The following is a 13,535-nucleotide window of genomic DNA, read 5'->3' as shown; positions in this document are numbered from 1 at the left end:
CGTAACAAGCTCCCAGCATACCGCCCACTCCGGTCAGCGCCGAGAGTCAGGCAACAAACCGGGTTTAACCGGATGCCAGGCGATGGAGAGAAAGGCGTAGCACGGCGACCAGCGCTAAAACTGAGGTAAGGGGAACAGGAATATGGCGCCGCAAAGCTTCACGGCATGAGTATAGCCCCGGGCAATTGTGTCTCGCCCGGGCAGGGAAGGTGCGGACAGCACTCAGCGCCAATTCAGGGGCTGGTCTTCATCCTTGTCGCCACAGGGTGACTTCTTGGGCGCAACATAGCCAACATGGGCTTCGCTGGGCAGGTTACGCAGCTCCCAGGCACGCACCGCTTCCGCACACAGCATCTTCTGCTCACTTGTCAGGGCCACGCCATTCGGCCACTTGCCGAGTTCGATAGCGCGCTTGAGGCTGCCGACGATCTGGGGGTTCAGGTTATCCAGCAACTGGTGCAGGTCCATGGGGAGCCTCCGGGGACTATTGGTACGCGAGCTCAATTATACGCCAAACAGGCGAAAAAAAAGCCGGTCAGGGACCGGCTTTTTCGTTGACGACTGCGGCTCAGGCCTCGGCGGCCTCTGCTGCGTCGTCCTCTGCCTGCGGGCGGTCAACCAGCTCAACGTAGGCCATCGGGGCCTTGTCGCCGGCACGGAAGCCACACTTCAGGATGCGGATGTAGCCACCCGGGCGCGCTTCGTAACGCGGACCCAGTTCGTCAAACAGCTTCTTAACCGCGTCCTTGTCACGGATACGGGCGAAAGCCAGGCGACGGTTGGCAACACTGTCCTTCTTGGCCAGGGTGATCAGCGGCTCGGCAACGCGACGCAGCTCCTTGGCTTTCGGCAGTGTGGTTTTGATCAGTTCATGTTCTACCAGTGACGCGGTCATGTTCTTGAACATGGCCTTGCGATGGGAACTGGTACGGCTGAATTTACGGCCACTATAGCGATGACGCATAACTCAATTCCTTACGACAGTTGCTTTCTCAGCAGGTCGTTCTGGAGCGGTGCCGCACAGGGTCGTGTCACCGCTCGGGTTCTATCTATCGACAGCGCGACCAACGGCCGCGCTTACCAGATGCTTACAGGGGGCTCAGCTTGCTGTCACCCTTGAGGCTGGCCGGGGGCCAGTTCTCAAGGCGCATACCCAGGGAAAGACCGCGGGAAGCCAGAACGTCCTTGATTTCGGTCAGGGACTTCTTGCCCAGGTTCGGCGTCTTCAGCAGCTCCACTTCGGTGCGCTGAATCAGGTCACCGATATAGTAGATATTCTCTGCCTTCAGACAGTTGGCCGAACGTACGGTCAGCTCCAGGTCGTCGACCGGGCGCAGCAGCACCGGATCAACTTCCGGCTCGTCCTGCTTCGGCTGGGACTCATCCGGCCCTTCCAGGTCCACAAACACTGCCAGCTGCTGCTGGAGGATGGTGGCGGCGCGGCGGATGGCCTCTTCCGGATCCAGGGTACCATTGGTCTCCAGGTCCAGAACCAGCTTATCCAGGTCGGTCCGTTGTTCTACACGCGCCGATTCGACCGCATAGGAAACGCGGCGAACCGGGCTGTAGGAAGCGTCCAGCTGCAGACGGCCGATAGCACGGGTTTCTTCCTCGTCCTCATGGCGGGCGTCGGCGGGCTGGTAGCCACGGCCGCGCGCCACCGTCAGACGCAGGCTGAGTTCCACATCACCAGTGATGTTGGCGATCACGTGCTCCGGGTTGACGATCTCGATGTCGTGGTCCGCCTGGATGTCTCCGGCGGTCACGGCACCCGGGCCCTTCTTGCTCAGGCTCAGCACTGCCTGGTCCTTGCCGTGCATGATGACGGCAACGTCCTTCAGGTTGAGCAGGATTTCGATCACGTCTTCCTGCACACCTTCGATGGCGCTGTACTCGTGCTCGACACCGTCGATTTCGACTTCAGTGACGGCACAGCCCGGCATGGAGGAGAGCAGGATGCGACGCAGGGCGTTACCCAGAGTGTGGCCAAAGCCACGCTCCAGGGGCTCCAGTACCACTTTGGCGTGATTCTGGTTGTACTCAGTGACGTCAATACGACGCGGTGTCAAAAACTCGTTGACAGCAGTCTGCATAGCCATACCTGTTTACAGTTGTATCCCTTACTTGGAGTAGAGTTCCACGATAAGGTTTTCGTTGATCTCTGCCGGCAGGTCAACACGATCCGGAACGCGCTTGAACGTGCCTTCCAGTTTGCTTGCATTGACATCTACCCACTCGACATCGCCACGCTGGGCGGCGAGGGAAACGGAATTCTGGATACGCATCTGCTTCTTGGCTTTTTCGCGTATGGATACCACGTCACCAGCCTTAACCTGGTACGACGGGATATTCACAGTGCTGCCGTTGACCAGAATCGCCTTGTGGGAAACCAGCTGGCGTGCTTCAGCGCGGGTGGAACCGAAGCCCATCCGGTAAACCACGTTGTCCAGGCGTTTCTCCAGCAGCTGCAGCAGGTTCTCACCGGTTGCACCCTTCAGGCGCGCCGCTTCCTTATAGTAGTTGCGGAACTGCTTTTCCAGTACGCCGTAGATGCGGCGAACTTTCTGCTTTTCACGCAGCTGTACGCCGTAATCAGACAGGCGGCCGCGGCCGGCGCCGTGCTGACCGGGCTTGGCCTCTGCACGACACTTGGAGTCGTGAGGACGGACGCCGCTCTTCAGCTGCAGATCGGTACCTTCCCGGCGGGAAAGTTTACATTTTGGTCCAATATAACGTGCCATTTTGTCAGCCCCCTCTTACACGCGACGTTTCTTGGGCGGACGACAACCATTATGCGGGATCGGCGTCACGTCGGTGATATTGGTAATCTTGAAGCCGCAGTTATTCAGGGCGCGAACTGCAGATTCGCGACCCGGGCCGGGGCCCTTAACTTCGACGTCGAGGTTTTTCAGGCCGTATTCCTGAGCGGCGTTTCCGGCGCGCTCAGCGGCCACCTGGGCTGCAAAAGGCGTGCTCTTGCGCGAGCCACGGAAACCGGAACCACCGGCAGTGGCCCAGCTGAGGGTATTACCCTGGCGATCAGTGATCGTCACGATCGTGTTGTTGAACGATGCGTGGACGTGGGCAATACCGTCGACAACGGTCTTTTTGACCTTTTTTCGAACAGTAGTTTTTGGCTTAGCCATACCTGTATCCTAAATCCTGTATCAACTCCCCGGCCAGCAAAGCGCCGCGGGGATTGTTAAACCGCGAGAACCGCTTATTTGCGGATCGGCTTGCGCGGACCCTTGCGGGTACGGGCGTTGGTCTTGGTGCGCTGGCCACGCAGCGGCAGGCTGCGACGGTGGCGCAAACCGCGGAAGCAACCCAGGTCCATCAGACGTTTGATGTTCATGGATACTTCACGACGCAGATCACCTTCCACGGACAGTTTTGCAACTTCGCCACGGATGGACTCGATCTGCTCTTCAGACAGTTCACGGATTTTGGTGGATTCAGCGATACCAACCGCTGCCAAAATAGATTTTGCCGTAGTGCGCCCGACCCCATAGATATGGGTCAGGGAGATCACGGCGTGCTTGTGGTCTGGTACATTGACACCAGCAATACGTGCCATAGAGGCGTACTCCACGTATTGGGAGCCACGGCCTTGCTCTTCAAAGCGTGACTCAACTCTAGATTCGGCGCTGACAGCGACTAAAAAACCGGCGGCGCCACCAAAAAGGCGCGCAAGAATAGCTTTTCAGACACTAAATTGCAATAGTCCGCCCCTTCTCTGGTCTCCCGAGAAGAAACGGACGACAGTCAACGCCCCCTGTTGGCAGCAGCTGACCCTCGGGTCCCTGCTGCCCGGCTCCGACCCTGAGGACGAAACCGGCGCCGGCCGCGAGAAGGGGAATTCCCGCGACCGGGCTTGTCTCGATTAGCCCTGACGCTGCTTGTGGCGCGGGTCGGTGCTGCAGATTACCCGCAGAACGCCCTTGCGACGCACGATTTTGCAGTTACGGCAGATCTTTTTAACAGAAGCGCGTACTTTCATGACCTTACCTCAATTCACTCAAACTGCTGCCTGGTGTCGCGATCAGCGACGACCGTAGCCTTGCAGGTTGGCCTTTTTCATCAGTCCCTCGTACTGGTGGGACAGCAGGTGTGACTGCACCTGTGACATAAAGTCCATCACCACGACCACGACGATCAGCAGCGATGTACCACCCAGATAGAAGGGTACGTTAAACCCGACCACCAGAAACTGCGGCAGCAGGGATACCAGTGCAATGTATACCGCACCCACCAGGGTCAGCCGGGTCAGCACGCTGTCGATATAGCGCGCCGTCTGCTCACCGGGACGGATGCCGGGCACATAGGCACCGGATTTCTTCAGGTTATCTGCCACTTCATTCGGGTTAAACATCAACGCCGTGTAGAAGAAGCAGAAGAAGCCGATCAGCAGCGCGAACAGGATGATGTTCAGCGGCTGACCCGGACCCAGTTGCAGCGCCATCCACTGCAGGATCTGGGCACCGAAGCCTTCGCCACCCTCACCGAACCACTGCGCCAGTGTGGCGGGGAACAGCAGGATACTGCTGGCGAAGATCACCGGGATAACACCAGCCATGTTGACCTTCAGCGGCAGGTGGCTCGACTGCGCAGCCGGGGCTGCAGAGTAACGACCCGCCTGGCGACGCGCGTGGTTAATGGTAATACGGCGCTGGCCGCGTTCCATGAACACCACGAAGTACACCACGGCCACTGAGATAAAGCCGAGCAACAGCAGCAGCAGGATATGCAGCTCACCCTGGCGCGCCTGTTCGAAAGCCTGGCCGATCGCACTGGGCAAACCAGCGACGATACCGGCGAAAATCAGCATGGAAATACCGTTGCCGACCCCGCGCTCGGTGATCTGCTCACCCAGCCACATCATGAACACCGCACCGGTTACCAGTGACACAACCGCCACAAAGTAAAAACCAAAGGCGGGCTCGGCCGCGTAGGCCAGGTTCTGGCCGGCGAGACCAAAGGTCATGCCAATACCCTGGATCAGGGCCAGCACTACCGTCAGGTAACGGGTGTACTGGTTGATCTTGCGCCGGCCCGCGTCGCCCTCTTTCTTGAGAGCTTCGAGGGACGGCGTAACCGCGGTCATCAACTGCATGATGATGGACGCGGAAATGTACGGCATGATCCCCAGCGCCAGAATGCTCATGCGCTCCAGTGCACCGCCTGAGAACATGTTGAACAGGCCCAGGATGGTACCCTGGTTCTGGTTAAACAGGTTCGCCAGTTTTTCCGGATCAATACCGGGCACCGGAATATGGGTACCTAAGCGATACACCAGTATCGCGAGGAACAGAAAACGAAGGCGAGCCCAGAGCTCGCCCAATCCCTTGCTGTTGCCCAGGGAGTTTACGCCGGATCCTGGTCGTGCCATTGGGGCCTCAATTAGTCTTCTACTTTACCGCCAGCAGCTTCGATGGCCGCTTTAGCGCCCTTGCTGACTGCCAGACCTTTGACGGTCACCGCCTTGGTCAGCTCGCCGGACAGGAACACTTTGGCGCGTTTTACGTGGCTGCCGATAATATCGGCATTCTTCAGCGCTGCCAAATCAATTACGTCCGCATCCACCTTGTTCAGCTCACCCAGGCGCACTTCATCCGCAAAACGGGAGCTGTACGCGGTGAAGCCGTACTTCGGCAGGCGCTTCTGCAGCGGCATCTGACCGCCTTCGAAGCCCGGACGCACGGAACCGCCGGAACGGGATTTCTGGCCCTTGTGGCCGCGGCCACCGGTTTTACCCAGGCCACTGCCGATACCACGTCCAACGCGCTTGGCGCTGTGCTTGTGGCCTTCTGCGGGAGACAGGTCGTTCAAACGCATGTTATTCCCCCTCTACCTTAACCAGATAGTTAACTTTGTTGATCATGCCGCGCACGGAGGGAGTGTCTTCCACTTCCACAGTGTGACCGATGCGGCGCAGGCCCAGACCCGCAACGCACGCCTGATGGTTCTTCAGGCGCTTGGCGATGCTCTTGATCTGGGTGACTTTAATGGTCTTCTTAGCCATGGTCTTAACCCACTAAATAACCTTGGTGCCCGAACCGCGATCAGTTCAGGATTTCTTCAACAGACTTGCCGCGCTTGGCCGCTACGTCTTCCGGGCTGCTCATCTGAGCCAGCGCGTTGAAAGTAGCGCGTACTACGTTCACCGGGTTGGTGGAGCCGTAGCACTTGGCCAGTACGTTGTGCACGCCAACCATATCCAGGACGGAGCGCATGGCACCGCCGGCGATTACGCCGGTACCCTGGGAGGCTGGCTGCATGTACACCTTGGAACCGCCGTGGCGGCCATTGGTGGCGTACTGGATGGTGTCGCCATTCAGGTCTACCTGAATCATGTTGCGACGCGCAGCTTCCATCGCCTTCTGGATCGCTACCGGCACTTCGCGCGCCTTGCCGCGACCGAAGCCGACACGGCCGTTACCATCACCCACCACGGTCAGCGCGGTGAAAGCGAAAATACGACCACCTTTAACAGTCTTGGCAACACGATTGACCTGGACCAGCTTCTCCTGCAGGCCTTCGTCGTTGCTTTTGTCTTTCTCTCTAGCCATAACTCAACCCTTAGAATTTCAGACCGGCTTCGCGGGCGGCGTCAGCCAGAGCCTTTACGCGGCCGTGGTACTTGAAACCGCTGCGATCGAAGGCGACCTGCTCAACGCCAGCGGCCTTGGCGCGCTCGGCGATCAGGGTGCCAACCGCTGTGGCGGCATCGACGTTCCCGGTTTTTCCTGCGCGCAGGTCTTTGTCCAGGGTAGAGGCAGAAGCCAGTACCTTGTCGCCATCGGCAGACAGGACCTGTGCGTAAATGTGGCGCGGCGTGCGGTTCACGGTCAGGCGAACAGCGCCGAGCTCGCGGATCTTGGCGCGGGCACGGCGTGCACGACGCAAGCGAGATTGCTTCTTAACGTTCATTTCTATGCCCTACCTACTTCTTCTTGGCCTCTTTGCGGAACACGCGCTCGTCGGCGTAACGGACACCCTTACCTTTGTAGGGCTCCGGCGGACGGAATGCACGGATCTCAGAAGCCACTTGGCCCAGCAGCTGCTTGTCGCTGCTCTTGAGTACGATTTCAGTCTGCGACGGTGTTTCAGCAGTCACACCTTCCGGCAGCTGATAATCGATGGGGTGGGAGAAACCCAGGGTCAGGTTTACGGTCTTACCGGACGCCTTGGCACGGTAACCTACACCGTTCAGCTGCAGCTTACGCTCGAAGCCCTGGCTGACACCTACCACCATGTTGTTGACCAGTGCGCGTGTAGTACCCGCGAGCGCCTTGGCCTTCTTGGAACCGTTACGTGCGGTGAAAGTCAGCTGGCTGTCCGCCTCTGCCACTTCCACATCGCCATGGATGACCATGTCCAGGTTGCCATTACCGCCTTTGACGGCGATGTCCTGGCCTTTCAGGTCAACGGTAACGCCTGCGGGGATTTTTACCGGATCATTTGCTACTCGAGACATACCAACCCCCGCTTAGAATACGGTGCAAAGCACTTCGCCGCCGATACCAGCCTGGCGAGCAGCACGATCAGTCATCACACCCTTGGAGGTGGAGACGATTGCGATACCCAGGCCACCGCGGACGGAAGGCAGAGCTTTCTTACCAAAGTAAGCGCGCAGGCCCGGACGGGACAGACGGTCCAGCTCGGCGATGACCGGCTTGCCCTGGAAGTATTTCAGGTCAATGGTCAGCTCCGGCTTGGCACCTTCGCTTACGGCGTAATCGTTGATGTAACCCTCGTCCTTCAGGACCTTGGCCACATTCACTTTCAGTTTGGATGAAGGCAGTGTGACCTCAGCCTTTCCGCGCCCGAGGGCATTGCGGATGCGAGTCAGCATATCTGCCAACGGATCTTGCATACTCATTTTATGAGACTCCTCAAATCTGCCGAATACCGGCTGGACTTCTTACCAGCTGGACTTGACCAGGCCGGGAACATCACCACGCATGGCCGCTTCGCGCAGCTTGTTACGGCACAGGCCGAACTTGCGGTAAACAGCGTGGGGGCGACCAGTAATACGGCAGCGACGTTGCTGACGTACCGGGCTTGCATCGCGCGGCAGTTTCTGCAGCTTGAGTTGAGCCTCCCACTTCTCCTCTTCGGAAGCAGTGGTACTGGCGATGATCGCCTTCAGCTCTTGACGCTTTTCAGCGTACTTAGCTGCGGTTCGAGCGCGCTTATCTTCGCGCGCAATCATGGATTTCTTCGCCATGGAATCCTCTTAACCCTTAAACGGGAAGTTAAATGCTTTCAGCAGCGCACGACCGTGATCGTCGTTGGCGGCTGTAGTAGTAATGCAAATATCCAGACCACGGAGCTTGTCTACCTTGTCGTAGTCAATTTCCGGGAAGATGATTTGCTCATTAACGCCCATCGAGAAATTACCGCGGCCGTCGAACTGCTTCGGGCTGATGCCACGGAAGTCACGGATACGCGGAATCGCGATGTCAACCAGGCGCTCCAGGAACTCATACATGCGCTCACCGCGCAGAGTCACCTTACAACCGATCGGCCAGCCATCACGAATCTTGAAGCCCGCGATGGATTTGCGCGCCTTGGTGATAATGGGCTTTTGACCAGTGATTGCTGTCATGTCCTCGACAGCGTGGTCCAGTACCTTCTTGTCACCAATCGCCTCACCAACACCCATGTTGATGGTGATCTTGGTGATGCGCGGCACGGCCATCACATTCTCTACACCCAGCTCTTCCTTCAGCTTGGGCGCGAGTTCTTTAACGTAGAGCTCTTTAAGCTTTGCCATGATAAATACCCAACCTGCTTATGCGTCTACGGCTTCGCCGCTGGATTTGAAGACGCGAATCTTAGTGCCGTCTTCCAGTACTTTGAAGCCTACACGGTCAGCTTTCTGAGTGCCGGGGTTGAAAATCGCCACATTGGAGGCCTGGATAGCGGCCTCTTTCTCAACGATTCCACCGGCAACGCCCAGCTGGGGGTTTGGCTTCTGGTGTTTCTTGATCATCTGAACACCGGAAACGATCAGGCGGCCGTCGTTCAGCACCTTGCGTACGGTGCCGCGCTTGCCCTTGTCGCGACCGGCGATAACGATCACTTCATCGTCACGCTTGATCTTGCGCATAACTATTCTCCGCTCGAGGCTTAGATAACTTCGGGAGCCAGTGAGATGATCTTCATGAACTTCTCACCGCGCAGCTCGCGAGTTACCGGGCCAAAAATACGGGTGCCGACCGGCGCATGTTGCTGGTTCAGCAGTACCGCTGCGTTTTCGTCAAACTTAATCAGGGAACCGTCGGGGCGACGCACACCTTTCTTGGTGCGCACGACCACTGCGTTCATTACCTGACCTTTCTTTACTTTACCGCGGGGAATGGCTTCCTTAACGGTCACCTTAATAATGTCGCCCACGCCAGCATACCGACGATGGGAGCCGCCCAGCACCTTGATGCACATGACGCGGCGAGCCCCACTGTTGTCAGCTACTTCTAAGTAGGATTCCGCTTGAATCATCGTCTCTCTCCGAAACTCTTCAATGCGCTAGGGGTTAAACCTTCGCCGCACGCTCTACAATTTTCTGCAAAGCCCAGGCTTTGCTCTTGGACAGCGGACGAGACTCCTCGATAACCACAACATCACCGATGTTGCAGTCGTTGTTCTCGTCGTGAGCCTTGAGCTTGGTGGACTTGCTCACGTATTTGCCGTAGATCGGGTGCTTAACACGGCGCTCGATCAAAACGGTGATGGTTTTGTCCATCTTGTCACTTACGACCTTACCAGTCGCAGTACGCTTCAGTTTTGCTTCAGCCATGATTAATTACCTGCCTTCTCGGTCAACACAGTCTTAATGCGAGCAATGTCGCGACGAGTCTGCTTCAGCAGATGAGTCTGAGCCAGCTGACCGGTGGACTGTTGCATGCGAAGCTTGAACTGAGCTTCCAGTTGATTCAGCAGCTCCTGGTTCAACTCCTCAACTGACTTTTCGCGTAGATCTGCAGTCTTCATTACATCACCGAACGCTTAACGAAAGTTGTCTTCACAGGCAGCTTGGCCGCGGCGAGCTCGAAAGCTTCGCGAGCCAGATCCTCGGAAACACCCTCCATCTCGTAGAGGACCTTACCCGGCTGGATCTGTGCCACCCAATATTCTACGTTACCCTTACCTTTACCCATCCGAACTTCGAGGGGCTTACTGGAAATGGGCTTGTCCGGAAACACTCGAATCCAGATCTTACCGCCACGCTTTACGTGACGGGTCATTGCGCGACGAGCCGCTTCGATCTGGCGCGCAGTGATGCGACCACGACCAATGGCCTTGAGGCCAAACTCGCCAAAGCTCACCTTGGAGCCGCGCTGGGAAAGACCGCGGTTGCGACCCTTCTGTACCTTGCGGAATTTTGTACGCTTCGGTTGTAGCATCTGCGCACCCCTTACTTAGCAGCTTTCTTGCGGGTCTTCTTCGGCTGCTCATCGGGCATTTCGTCGCCGATAACCTCACCTTTGAAGATCCATACCTTGATACCGATGATGCCGTAAGTGGTCATCGCTTCAGCAGTGCCGTAGTCGATGTTCGCGCGCAGGGTGTGCAGGGGCACACGACCTTCGCGGTACCACTCGGTGCGAGCAATTTCAGCACCGCCCAGACGGCCACCGACCTGAATCCGGATGCCTTCGGCACCCTGGCGCATGGCGTTCTGAACCGCACGCTTCATCGCGCGACGGAACATCACACGACGCTCCAGCTGCTGGGCAACGTTCTGGGCCACCAGGGTGGCGTCCAGGTCTGGCTTGCGCACTTCCTCGATGTCAATGTGCACCGGCACACCCATCTTCGCGCTCACCTCGTTGCGCAGACGCTCAACGTCTTCACCTTTTTTACCGATCACGATGCCCGGGCGAGCGGTGTGAATGGTCACACGCGCAGTGTTGGCCGGACGTTCGATCTCGATGCGGCTCACGGAAGCGTGGGCCAGCTTCTTGCGAATGAAATCGCGAACATTCAGATCCGTGTACAGCTTGTCTGCGTACTCGTCGCTGCCGGCATACCACACAGAGGTATGCTTTTTAACGATACCCAGACGAATGCCGGTAGGATTTACTTTTTGTCCCATGGTTTTCTCGCCTGCTCTCTTATTTCTCGGCCACTTTCACAGTGATGTGACAAGTACGCTTAAGAATACGGTCGGCACGACCCTTGGCGCGCGGCTTGATGCGCTTCATGGTCATACCTTCGTCCACGAAAATAGTGGACACCTTCAGCTCGTCAACGTCGGCACCGTCGTTGTGCTCGGCGTTGGCAATGGCCGACTCCAGAACTTTCTTGACGATCGCCGCGCCCTTTTTCTGGCTGAACGCCAGGATGTCCAGGGCTTCCTCGACACCTTTGCCGCGAATCTGATCAGCTACCAGACGCGCCTTTTGCGCCGACAGACGAGCGCCGCGTAGTTTTGCTGCTACTTCCATCGTTTTAACCTCGGCTTAGCGCTTCTTCGCTTTCTTGTCCGCAGCGTGACCGCGGTAAGTGCGGGTGGCGGCGAACTCGCCCAGCTTATGGCCAACCATTTCTTCGTTGACCAGTACGGGCACGTGTTGACGACCGTTGTGCACGGCAATCGTCAGTCCAACCATTTCCGGCATAATCATGGAACGGCGGGACCAGGTTTTAATCGGTCGACGATCATTGGCTGCGATCGCCGCCTCCACCTTCTTGATCAAATGCAGATCAATAAAGGGACCTTTCTTTAGTGAGCGTGGCACTGTCGATTCCTCTCTAGCTGCTCAGACGACGCGCGGCTTATTTGCCGCGACGACGTACAATCATGTTATTGGTGCGCTTGTTCTTGCGCGTCTTCTTACCCTTGGTAGGCACGCCCCACGGGGTTACAGGGTGACGGCCACCAGAGGTACGACCTTCACCACCACCGTGCGGGTGATCCACCGGGTTCATCGCCACACCGCGAACGGTCGGACGAACACCGCGCCAGCGCTTGGCACCAGCTTTACCCAGCTTACGCAGGCTGTGCTCGGAGTTGCTCACTTCACCCAGGGTGGCGCGACACTCGGAAAGCACACGGCGCATTTCACCGGAACGCAGGCGAATGGTCGCGTACTGACCTTCGCGGGCGACCAACTGTACAGAGGCACCAGCAGAACGAGCCAACTGGGCACCTTTGCCAGGCTTCAGCTCGATTCCGTGAATCACGGAGCCAACCGGGATGTTGCGCAGCGGCAGGGTATTACCCACGCTGATCGGAGCCGCATCACCGGACTGTACGGTTGCACCGGCTTTCAGGCCTTTCGGTGCAATGATGTAGCGACGCTCGCCATCTGCATAGCAGACCAGGGCGATGTGCGCGCTGCGGTTCGGATCGTACTCCAGACGCTCAACCTTGGCCGGAATACCGTCCTTGTTGCGCTTGAAGTCGATAACGCGATAGCTCTGCTTGTGACCACCACCGACGTGACGGGTGGTGATACGGCCAGCATTGTTCCGGCCACCGCTTTTGCTCTTACTCTCTACCAGAGGCGCGTAAGGCGCACCCTTGTGCAGGTCGGGGTTAACAACCTTGACCAGGTGGCGACGGCCGGCAGAGGTCGGTTTACTTTTTACAATCGGCATTGCAACTGTCCCCTTTACTCAGCAGCTTCAAAGTTGATGTCGCTGCCTTCGGCCAGACGTACATAGGCTTTTTTCCAATCGTTGCGCTGGCCCATGCCGAAACGCGTACGCTTGGTTTTGCCTTTTACGTTCACGGTGCGCACCTGCTCAACGGAAACGTTGAACAGCTTCTCGACCGCAGCTTTGATCTCGGCTTTCGAGGCGTCGGTGGTAACCTTGAAAACAACCTGGTTGGCGGCATCCGCCAGCACAGCAGCTTTTTCGGAAATTACCGGGCCCAGCAGTACTTTGTAGAGTCGCTCTTGGTTCATCCCAGCACCTCTTCAATTTTCTTGAGCGCAGACACGGTAACCACGACCTTGTCGAAGCGGATCAGGCTAACCGGATCGATGCCCTGCACGTCACGAACGTCGATCTTGTGCAGGTTGCGCGCTGCCAGGTAGAGGTTCTCGCTCACGTCTTCAGTGATGATCAGTGCGTCGGCCAGGTCGAACTGGGCCAGCTTGCTGACCAGCTGCTTGGTTTTCGGCGCCTCAACCTCGAAAGACTCGACCACCACCAGGCGATCCTGGCGAGCCAGCTCAGACAGGATGCAACGCAATGCAGCGCGGTACATTTTCTTGTTCAGCTTTACGCTGTGGTCACGCGGCTCGGCGGCGAAGGTGACACCACCGGAACGCCACAGCGGGCTGCGAATGGTACCGGCACGGGCGCGGCCAGTACCTTTCTGACGCCAGGGCTTCTTGCCGCCACCGGAAACGTCAGAGCGATTCTTCTGGGACTTGGTCCCCTGACGGGCGCTGGCCATGTAAGCCACTACCGCCTGGTGCACCAGATCCTGATTGAATTCACGTCCGAAAGTCACTTCAGAGACAGCTACAGTGCCTTTAGCGCCTTCGGGAGTAGCGATATTCAGTTCCATATCT

The 13,535-nt window shown here is 57.6% G+C and carries 27 protein-coding genes; all 27 read right to left on the bottom strand.

Going from position 1 to position 13,535, the window contains the following annotated elements:
• Window positions 1-222: 222 nt before the first annotated feature.
• On the bottom strand, window positions 223-468 hold the full coding sequence (locus tag LVD11_RS15440) for a YeaC family protein (RefSeq protein ID WP_237060455.1): 246 nt from the start codon (window positions 466-468) through the stop codon (window positions 223-225).
• Between the two features lie 100 nt (window positions 469-568).
• Window positions 569-964 (bottom strand): 50S ribosomal protein L17, encoded by a 396-nt coding sequence (rplQ, locus tag LVD11_RS15435; RefSeq protein ID WP_237060453.1) that lies wholly within the window; start codon window positions 962-964, stop codon window positions 569-571.
• A gap of 124 nt (window positions 965-1,088) precedes the next feature.
• Entirely contained in the window at window positions 1,089-2,093 is a 1,005-nt protein-coding gene (locus tag LVD11_RS15430; protein ID WP_237060451.1) for a DNA-directed RNA polymerase subunit alpha, read from the bottom strand.
• Between the two features lie 27 nt (window positions 2,094-2,120).
• Window positions 2,121-2,741: a 30S ribosomal protein S4 gene (rpsD, locus tag LVD11_RS15425; protein WP_237060448.1), complete on the bottom strand. Its 621-nt coding sequence runs from the start codon at window positions 2,739-2,741 to the stop codon at window positions 2,121-2,123.
• 15 nt (window positions 2,742-2,756) lie between these two features.
• Window positions 2,757-3,146, bottom strand: coding sequence for a 30S ribosomal protein S11 (rpsK, locus tag LVD11_RS15420; RefSeq protein ID WP_067086978.1), 390 nt, complete (start codon window positions 3,144-3,146; stop codon window positions 2,757-2,759).
• A 74-nt stretch (window positions 3,147-3,220) separates the two neighbouring features.
• A complete protein-coding gene (gene rpsM / locus LVD11_RS15415) occupies window positions 3,221-3,577 on the bottom strand; it encodes a 30S ribosomal protein S13 (protein ID WP_232940909.1) in 357 nt (118 codons plus the stop codon).
• A 306-nt stretch (window positions 3,578-3,883) separates the two neighbouring features.
• Window positions 3,884-4,000, bottom strand: a complete 117-nt coding sequence (gene rpmJ, locus LVD11_RS15410; RefSeq protein WP_091516926.1) for a 50S ribosomal protein L36 — start codon at window positions 3,998-4,000, stop codon at window positions 3,884-3,886.
• Between the two features lie 42 nt (window positions 4,001-4,042).
• Entirely contained in the window at window positions 4,043-5,389 is a 1,347-nt protein-coding gene (gene secY, locus LVD11_RS15405; RefSeq protein WP_237060446.1) for a preprotein translocase subunit SecY, read from the bottom strand.
• 11 nt (window positions 5,390-5,400) lie between these two features.
• On the bottom strand, window positions 5,401-5,835 hold the full coding sequence (rplO, locus tag LVD11_RS15400; protein ID WP_237060443.1) for a 50S ribosomal protein L15: 435 nt from the start codon (window positions 5,833-5,835) through the stop codon (window positions 5,401-5,403).
• Between the two features lies 1 nt (window position 5,836).
• Entirely contained in the window at window positions 5,837-6,022 is a 186-nt protein-coding gene (gene rpmD / locus LVD11_RS15395) for a 50S ribosomal protein L30 (RefSeq protein ID WP_232940906.1), read from the bottom strand.
• Window positions 6,023-6,062: 40 nt separating this feature from the next.
• The gene (gene rpsE / locus LVD11_RS15390) at window positions 6,063-6,569 is read right to left on the bottom strand and encodes a 30S ribosomal protein S5 (protein ID WP_237060441.1); all 507 of its coding nucleotides are present in this window, start codon (window positions 6,567-6,569) and stop codon (window positions 6,063-6,065) included.
• Between the two features lie 10 nt (window positions 6,570-6,579).
• On the bottom strand, window positions 6,580-6,930 hold the full coding sequence (gene rplR, locus LVD11_RS15385) for a 50S ribosomal protein L18 (protein ID WP_237060439.1): 351 nt from the start codon (window positions 6,928-6,930) through the stop codon (window positions 6,580-6,582).
• 13 nt (window positions 6,931-6,943) lie between these two features.
• Window positions 6,944-7,477 (bottom strand): 50S ribosomal protein L6, encoded by a 534-nt coding sequence (gene rplF, locus LVD11_RS15380; RefSeq protein ID WP_237060437.1) that lies wholly within the window; start codon window positions 7,475-7,477, stop codon window positions 6,944-6,946.
• A gap of 12 nt (window positions 7,478-7,489) precedes the next feature.
• The gene (gene rpsH, locus LVD11_RS15375; RefSeq protein WP_237060435.1) at window positions 7,490-7,882 is read right to left on the bottom strand and encodes a 30S ribosomal protein S8; all 393 of its coding nucleotides are present in this window, start codon (window positions 7,880-7,882) and stop codon (window positions 7,490-7,492) included.
• 42 nt (window positions 7,883-7,924) lie between these two features.
• Window positions 7,925-8,230, bottom strand: a complete 306-nt coding sequence (gene rpsN / locus LVD11_RS15370; RefSeq protein ID WP_237060433.1) for a 30S ribosomal protein S14 — start codon at window positions 8,228-8,230, stop codon at window positions 7,925-7,927.
• A 9-nt stretch (window positions 8,231-8,239) separates the two neighbouring features.
• On the bottom strand, window positions 8,240-8,779 hold the full coding sequence (gene rplE, locus LVD11_RS15365) for a 50S ribosomal protein L5 (RefSeq protein ID WP_237060430.1): 540 nt from the start codon (window positions 8,777-8,779) through the stop codon (window positions 8,240-8,242).
• An 18-nt stretch (window positions 8,780-8,797) separates the two neighbouring features.
• The gene (gene rplX / locus LVD11_RS15360; protein ID WP_237060428.1) at window positions 8,798-9,115 is read right to left on the bottom strand and encodes a 50S ribosomal protein L24; all 318 of its coding nucleotides are present in this window, start codon (window positions 9,113-9,115) and stop codon (window positions 8,798-8,800) included.
• Window positions 9,116-9,135: 20 nt separating this feature from the next.
• A complete protein-coding gene (gene rplN, locus LVD11_RS15355; protein WP_237060426.1) occupies window positions 9,136-9,504 on the bottom strand; it encodes a 50S ribosomal protein L14 in 369 nt (122 codons plus the stop codon).
• Window positions 9,505-9,538: 34 nt separating this feature from the next.
• Complete coding sequence (gene rpsQ / locus LVD11_RS15350; RefSeq protein WP_237060424.1) at window positions 9,539-9,802, bottom strand: 30S ribosomal protein S17; 264 nt, start codon at window positions 9,800-9,802, stop codon at window positions 9,539-9,541.
• Between the two features lie 2 nt (window positions 9,803-9,804).
• Window positions 9,805-9,996 (bottom strand): 50S ribosomal protein L29, encoded by a 192-nt coding sequence (gene rpmC / locus LVD11_RS15345; protein WP_091516884.1) that lies wholly within the window; start codon window positions 9,994-9,996, stop codon window positions 9,805-9,807.
• Window positions 9,996-10,409 carry a 50S ribosomal protein L16 gene (gene rplP / locus LVD11_RS15340; protein WP_067087034.1) on the bottom strand — a complete coding sequence of 138 codons (414 nt, stop codon included), beginning with the start codon at window positions 10,407-10,409 and terminating at the stop codon, window positions 9,996-9,998. Before rplP ends, rpmC begins: the two co-directional genes overlap by 1 nt.
• An 11-nt stretch (window positions 10,410-10,420) precedes the next feature.
• Window positions 10,421-11,101, bottom strand: coding sequence for a 30S ribosomal protein S3 (rpsC, locus tag LVD11_RS15335; protein WP_237060422.1), 681 nt, complete (start codon window positions 11,099-11,101; stop codon window positions 10,421-10,423).
• Between the two features lie 19 nt (window positions 11,102-11,120).
• Complete coding sequence (gene rplV, locus LVD11_RS15330; protein WP_067087040.1) at window positions 11,121-11,453, bottom strand: 50S ribosomal protein L22; 333 nt, start codon at window positions 11,451-11,453, stop codon at window positions 11,121-11,123.
• Between the two features lie 15 nt (window positions 11,454-11,468).
• On the bottom strand, window positions 11,469-11,747 hold the full coding sequence (gene rpsS, locus LVD11_RS15325) for a 30S ribosomal protein S19 (RefSeq protein ID WP_069946924.1): 279 nt from the start codon (window positions 11,745-11,747) through the stop codon (window positions 11,469-11,471).
• Window positions 11,748-11,784: 37 nt separating this feature from the next.
• Window positions 11,785-12,609 (bottom strand): 50S ribosomal protein L2, encoded by an 825-nt coding sequence (gene rplB / locus LVD11_RS15320; protein WP_237060420.1) that lies wholly within the window; start codon window positions 12,607-12,609, stop codon window positions 11,785-11,787.
• A 14-nt stretch (window positions 12,610-12,623) separates the two neighbouring features.
• The gene (rplW, locus tag LVD11_RS15315) at window positions 12,624-12,920 is read right to left on the bottom strand and encodes a 50S ribosomal protein L23 (RefSeq protein WP_232940895.1); all 297 of its coding nucleotides are present in this window, start codon (window positions 12,918-12,920) and stop codon (window positions 12,624-12,626) included.
• Window positions 12,917-13,531 (bottom strand): 50S ribosomal protein L4, encoded by a 615-nt coding sequence (rplD, locus tag LVD11_RS15310; RefSeq protein ID WP_237060418.1) that lies wholly within the window; start codon window positions 13,529-13,531, stop codon window positions 12,917-12,919. Before rplD ends, rplW begins: the two co-directional genes overlap by 4 nt.
• Window positions 13,532-13,535 lie beyond the last annotated feature (4 nt).

The sequence above is a fragment of the Microbulbifer sediminum genome (genome assembly GCF_021729035.1).
Lineage (GTDB): Bacteria > Pseudomonadota > Gammaproteobacteria > Pseudomonadales > Cellvibrionaceae > Microbulbifer > Microbulbifer sediminum.
The sequence above is the reverse complement of the archived record's forward strand: the minus strand, read 5'-3'. Positions and strand labels throughout refer to the sequence as shown.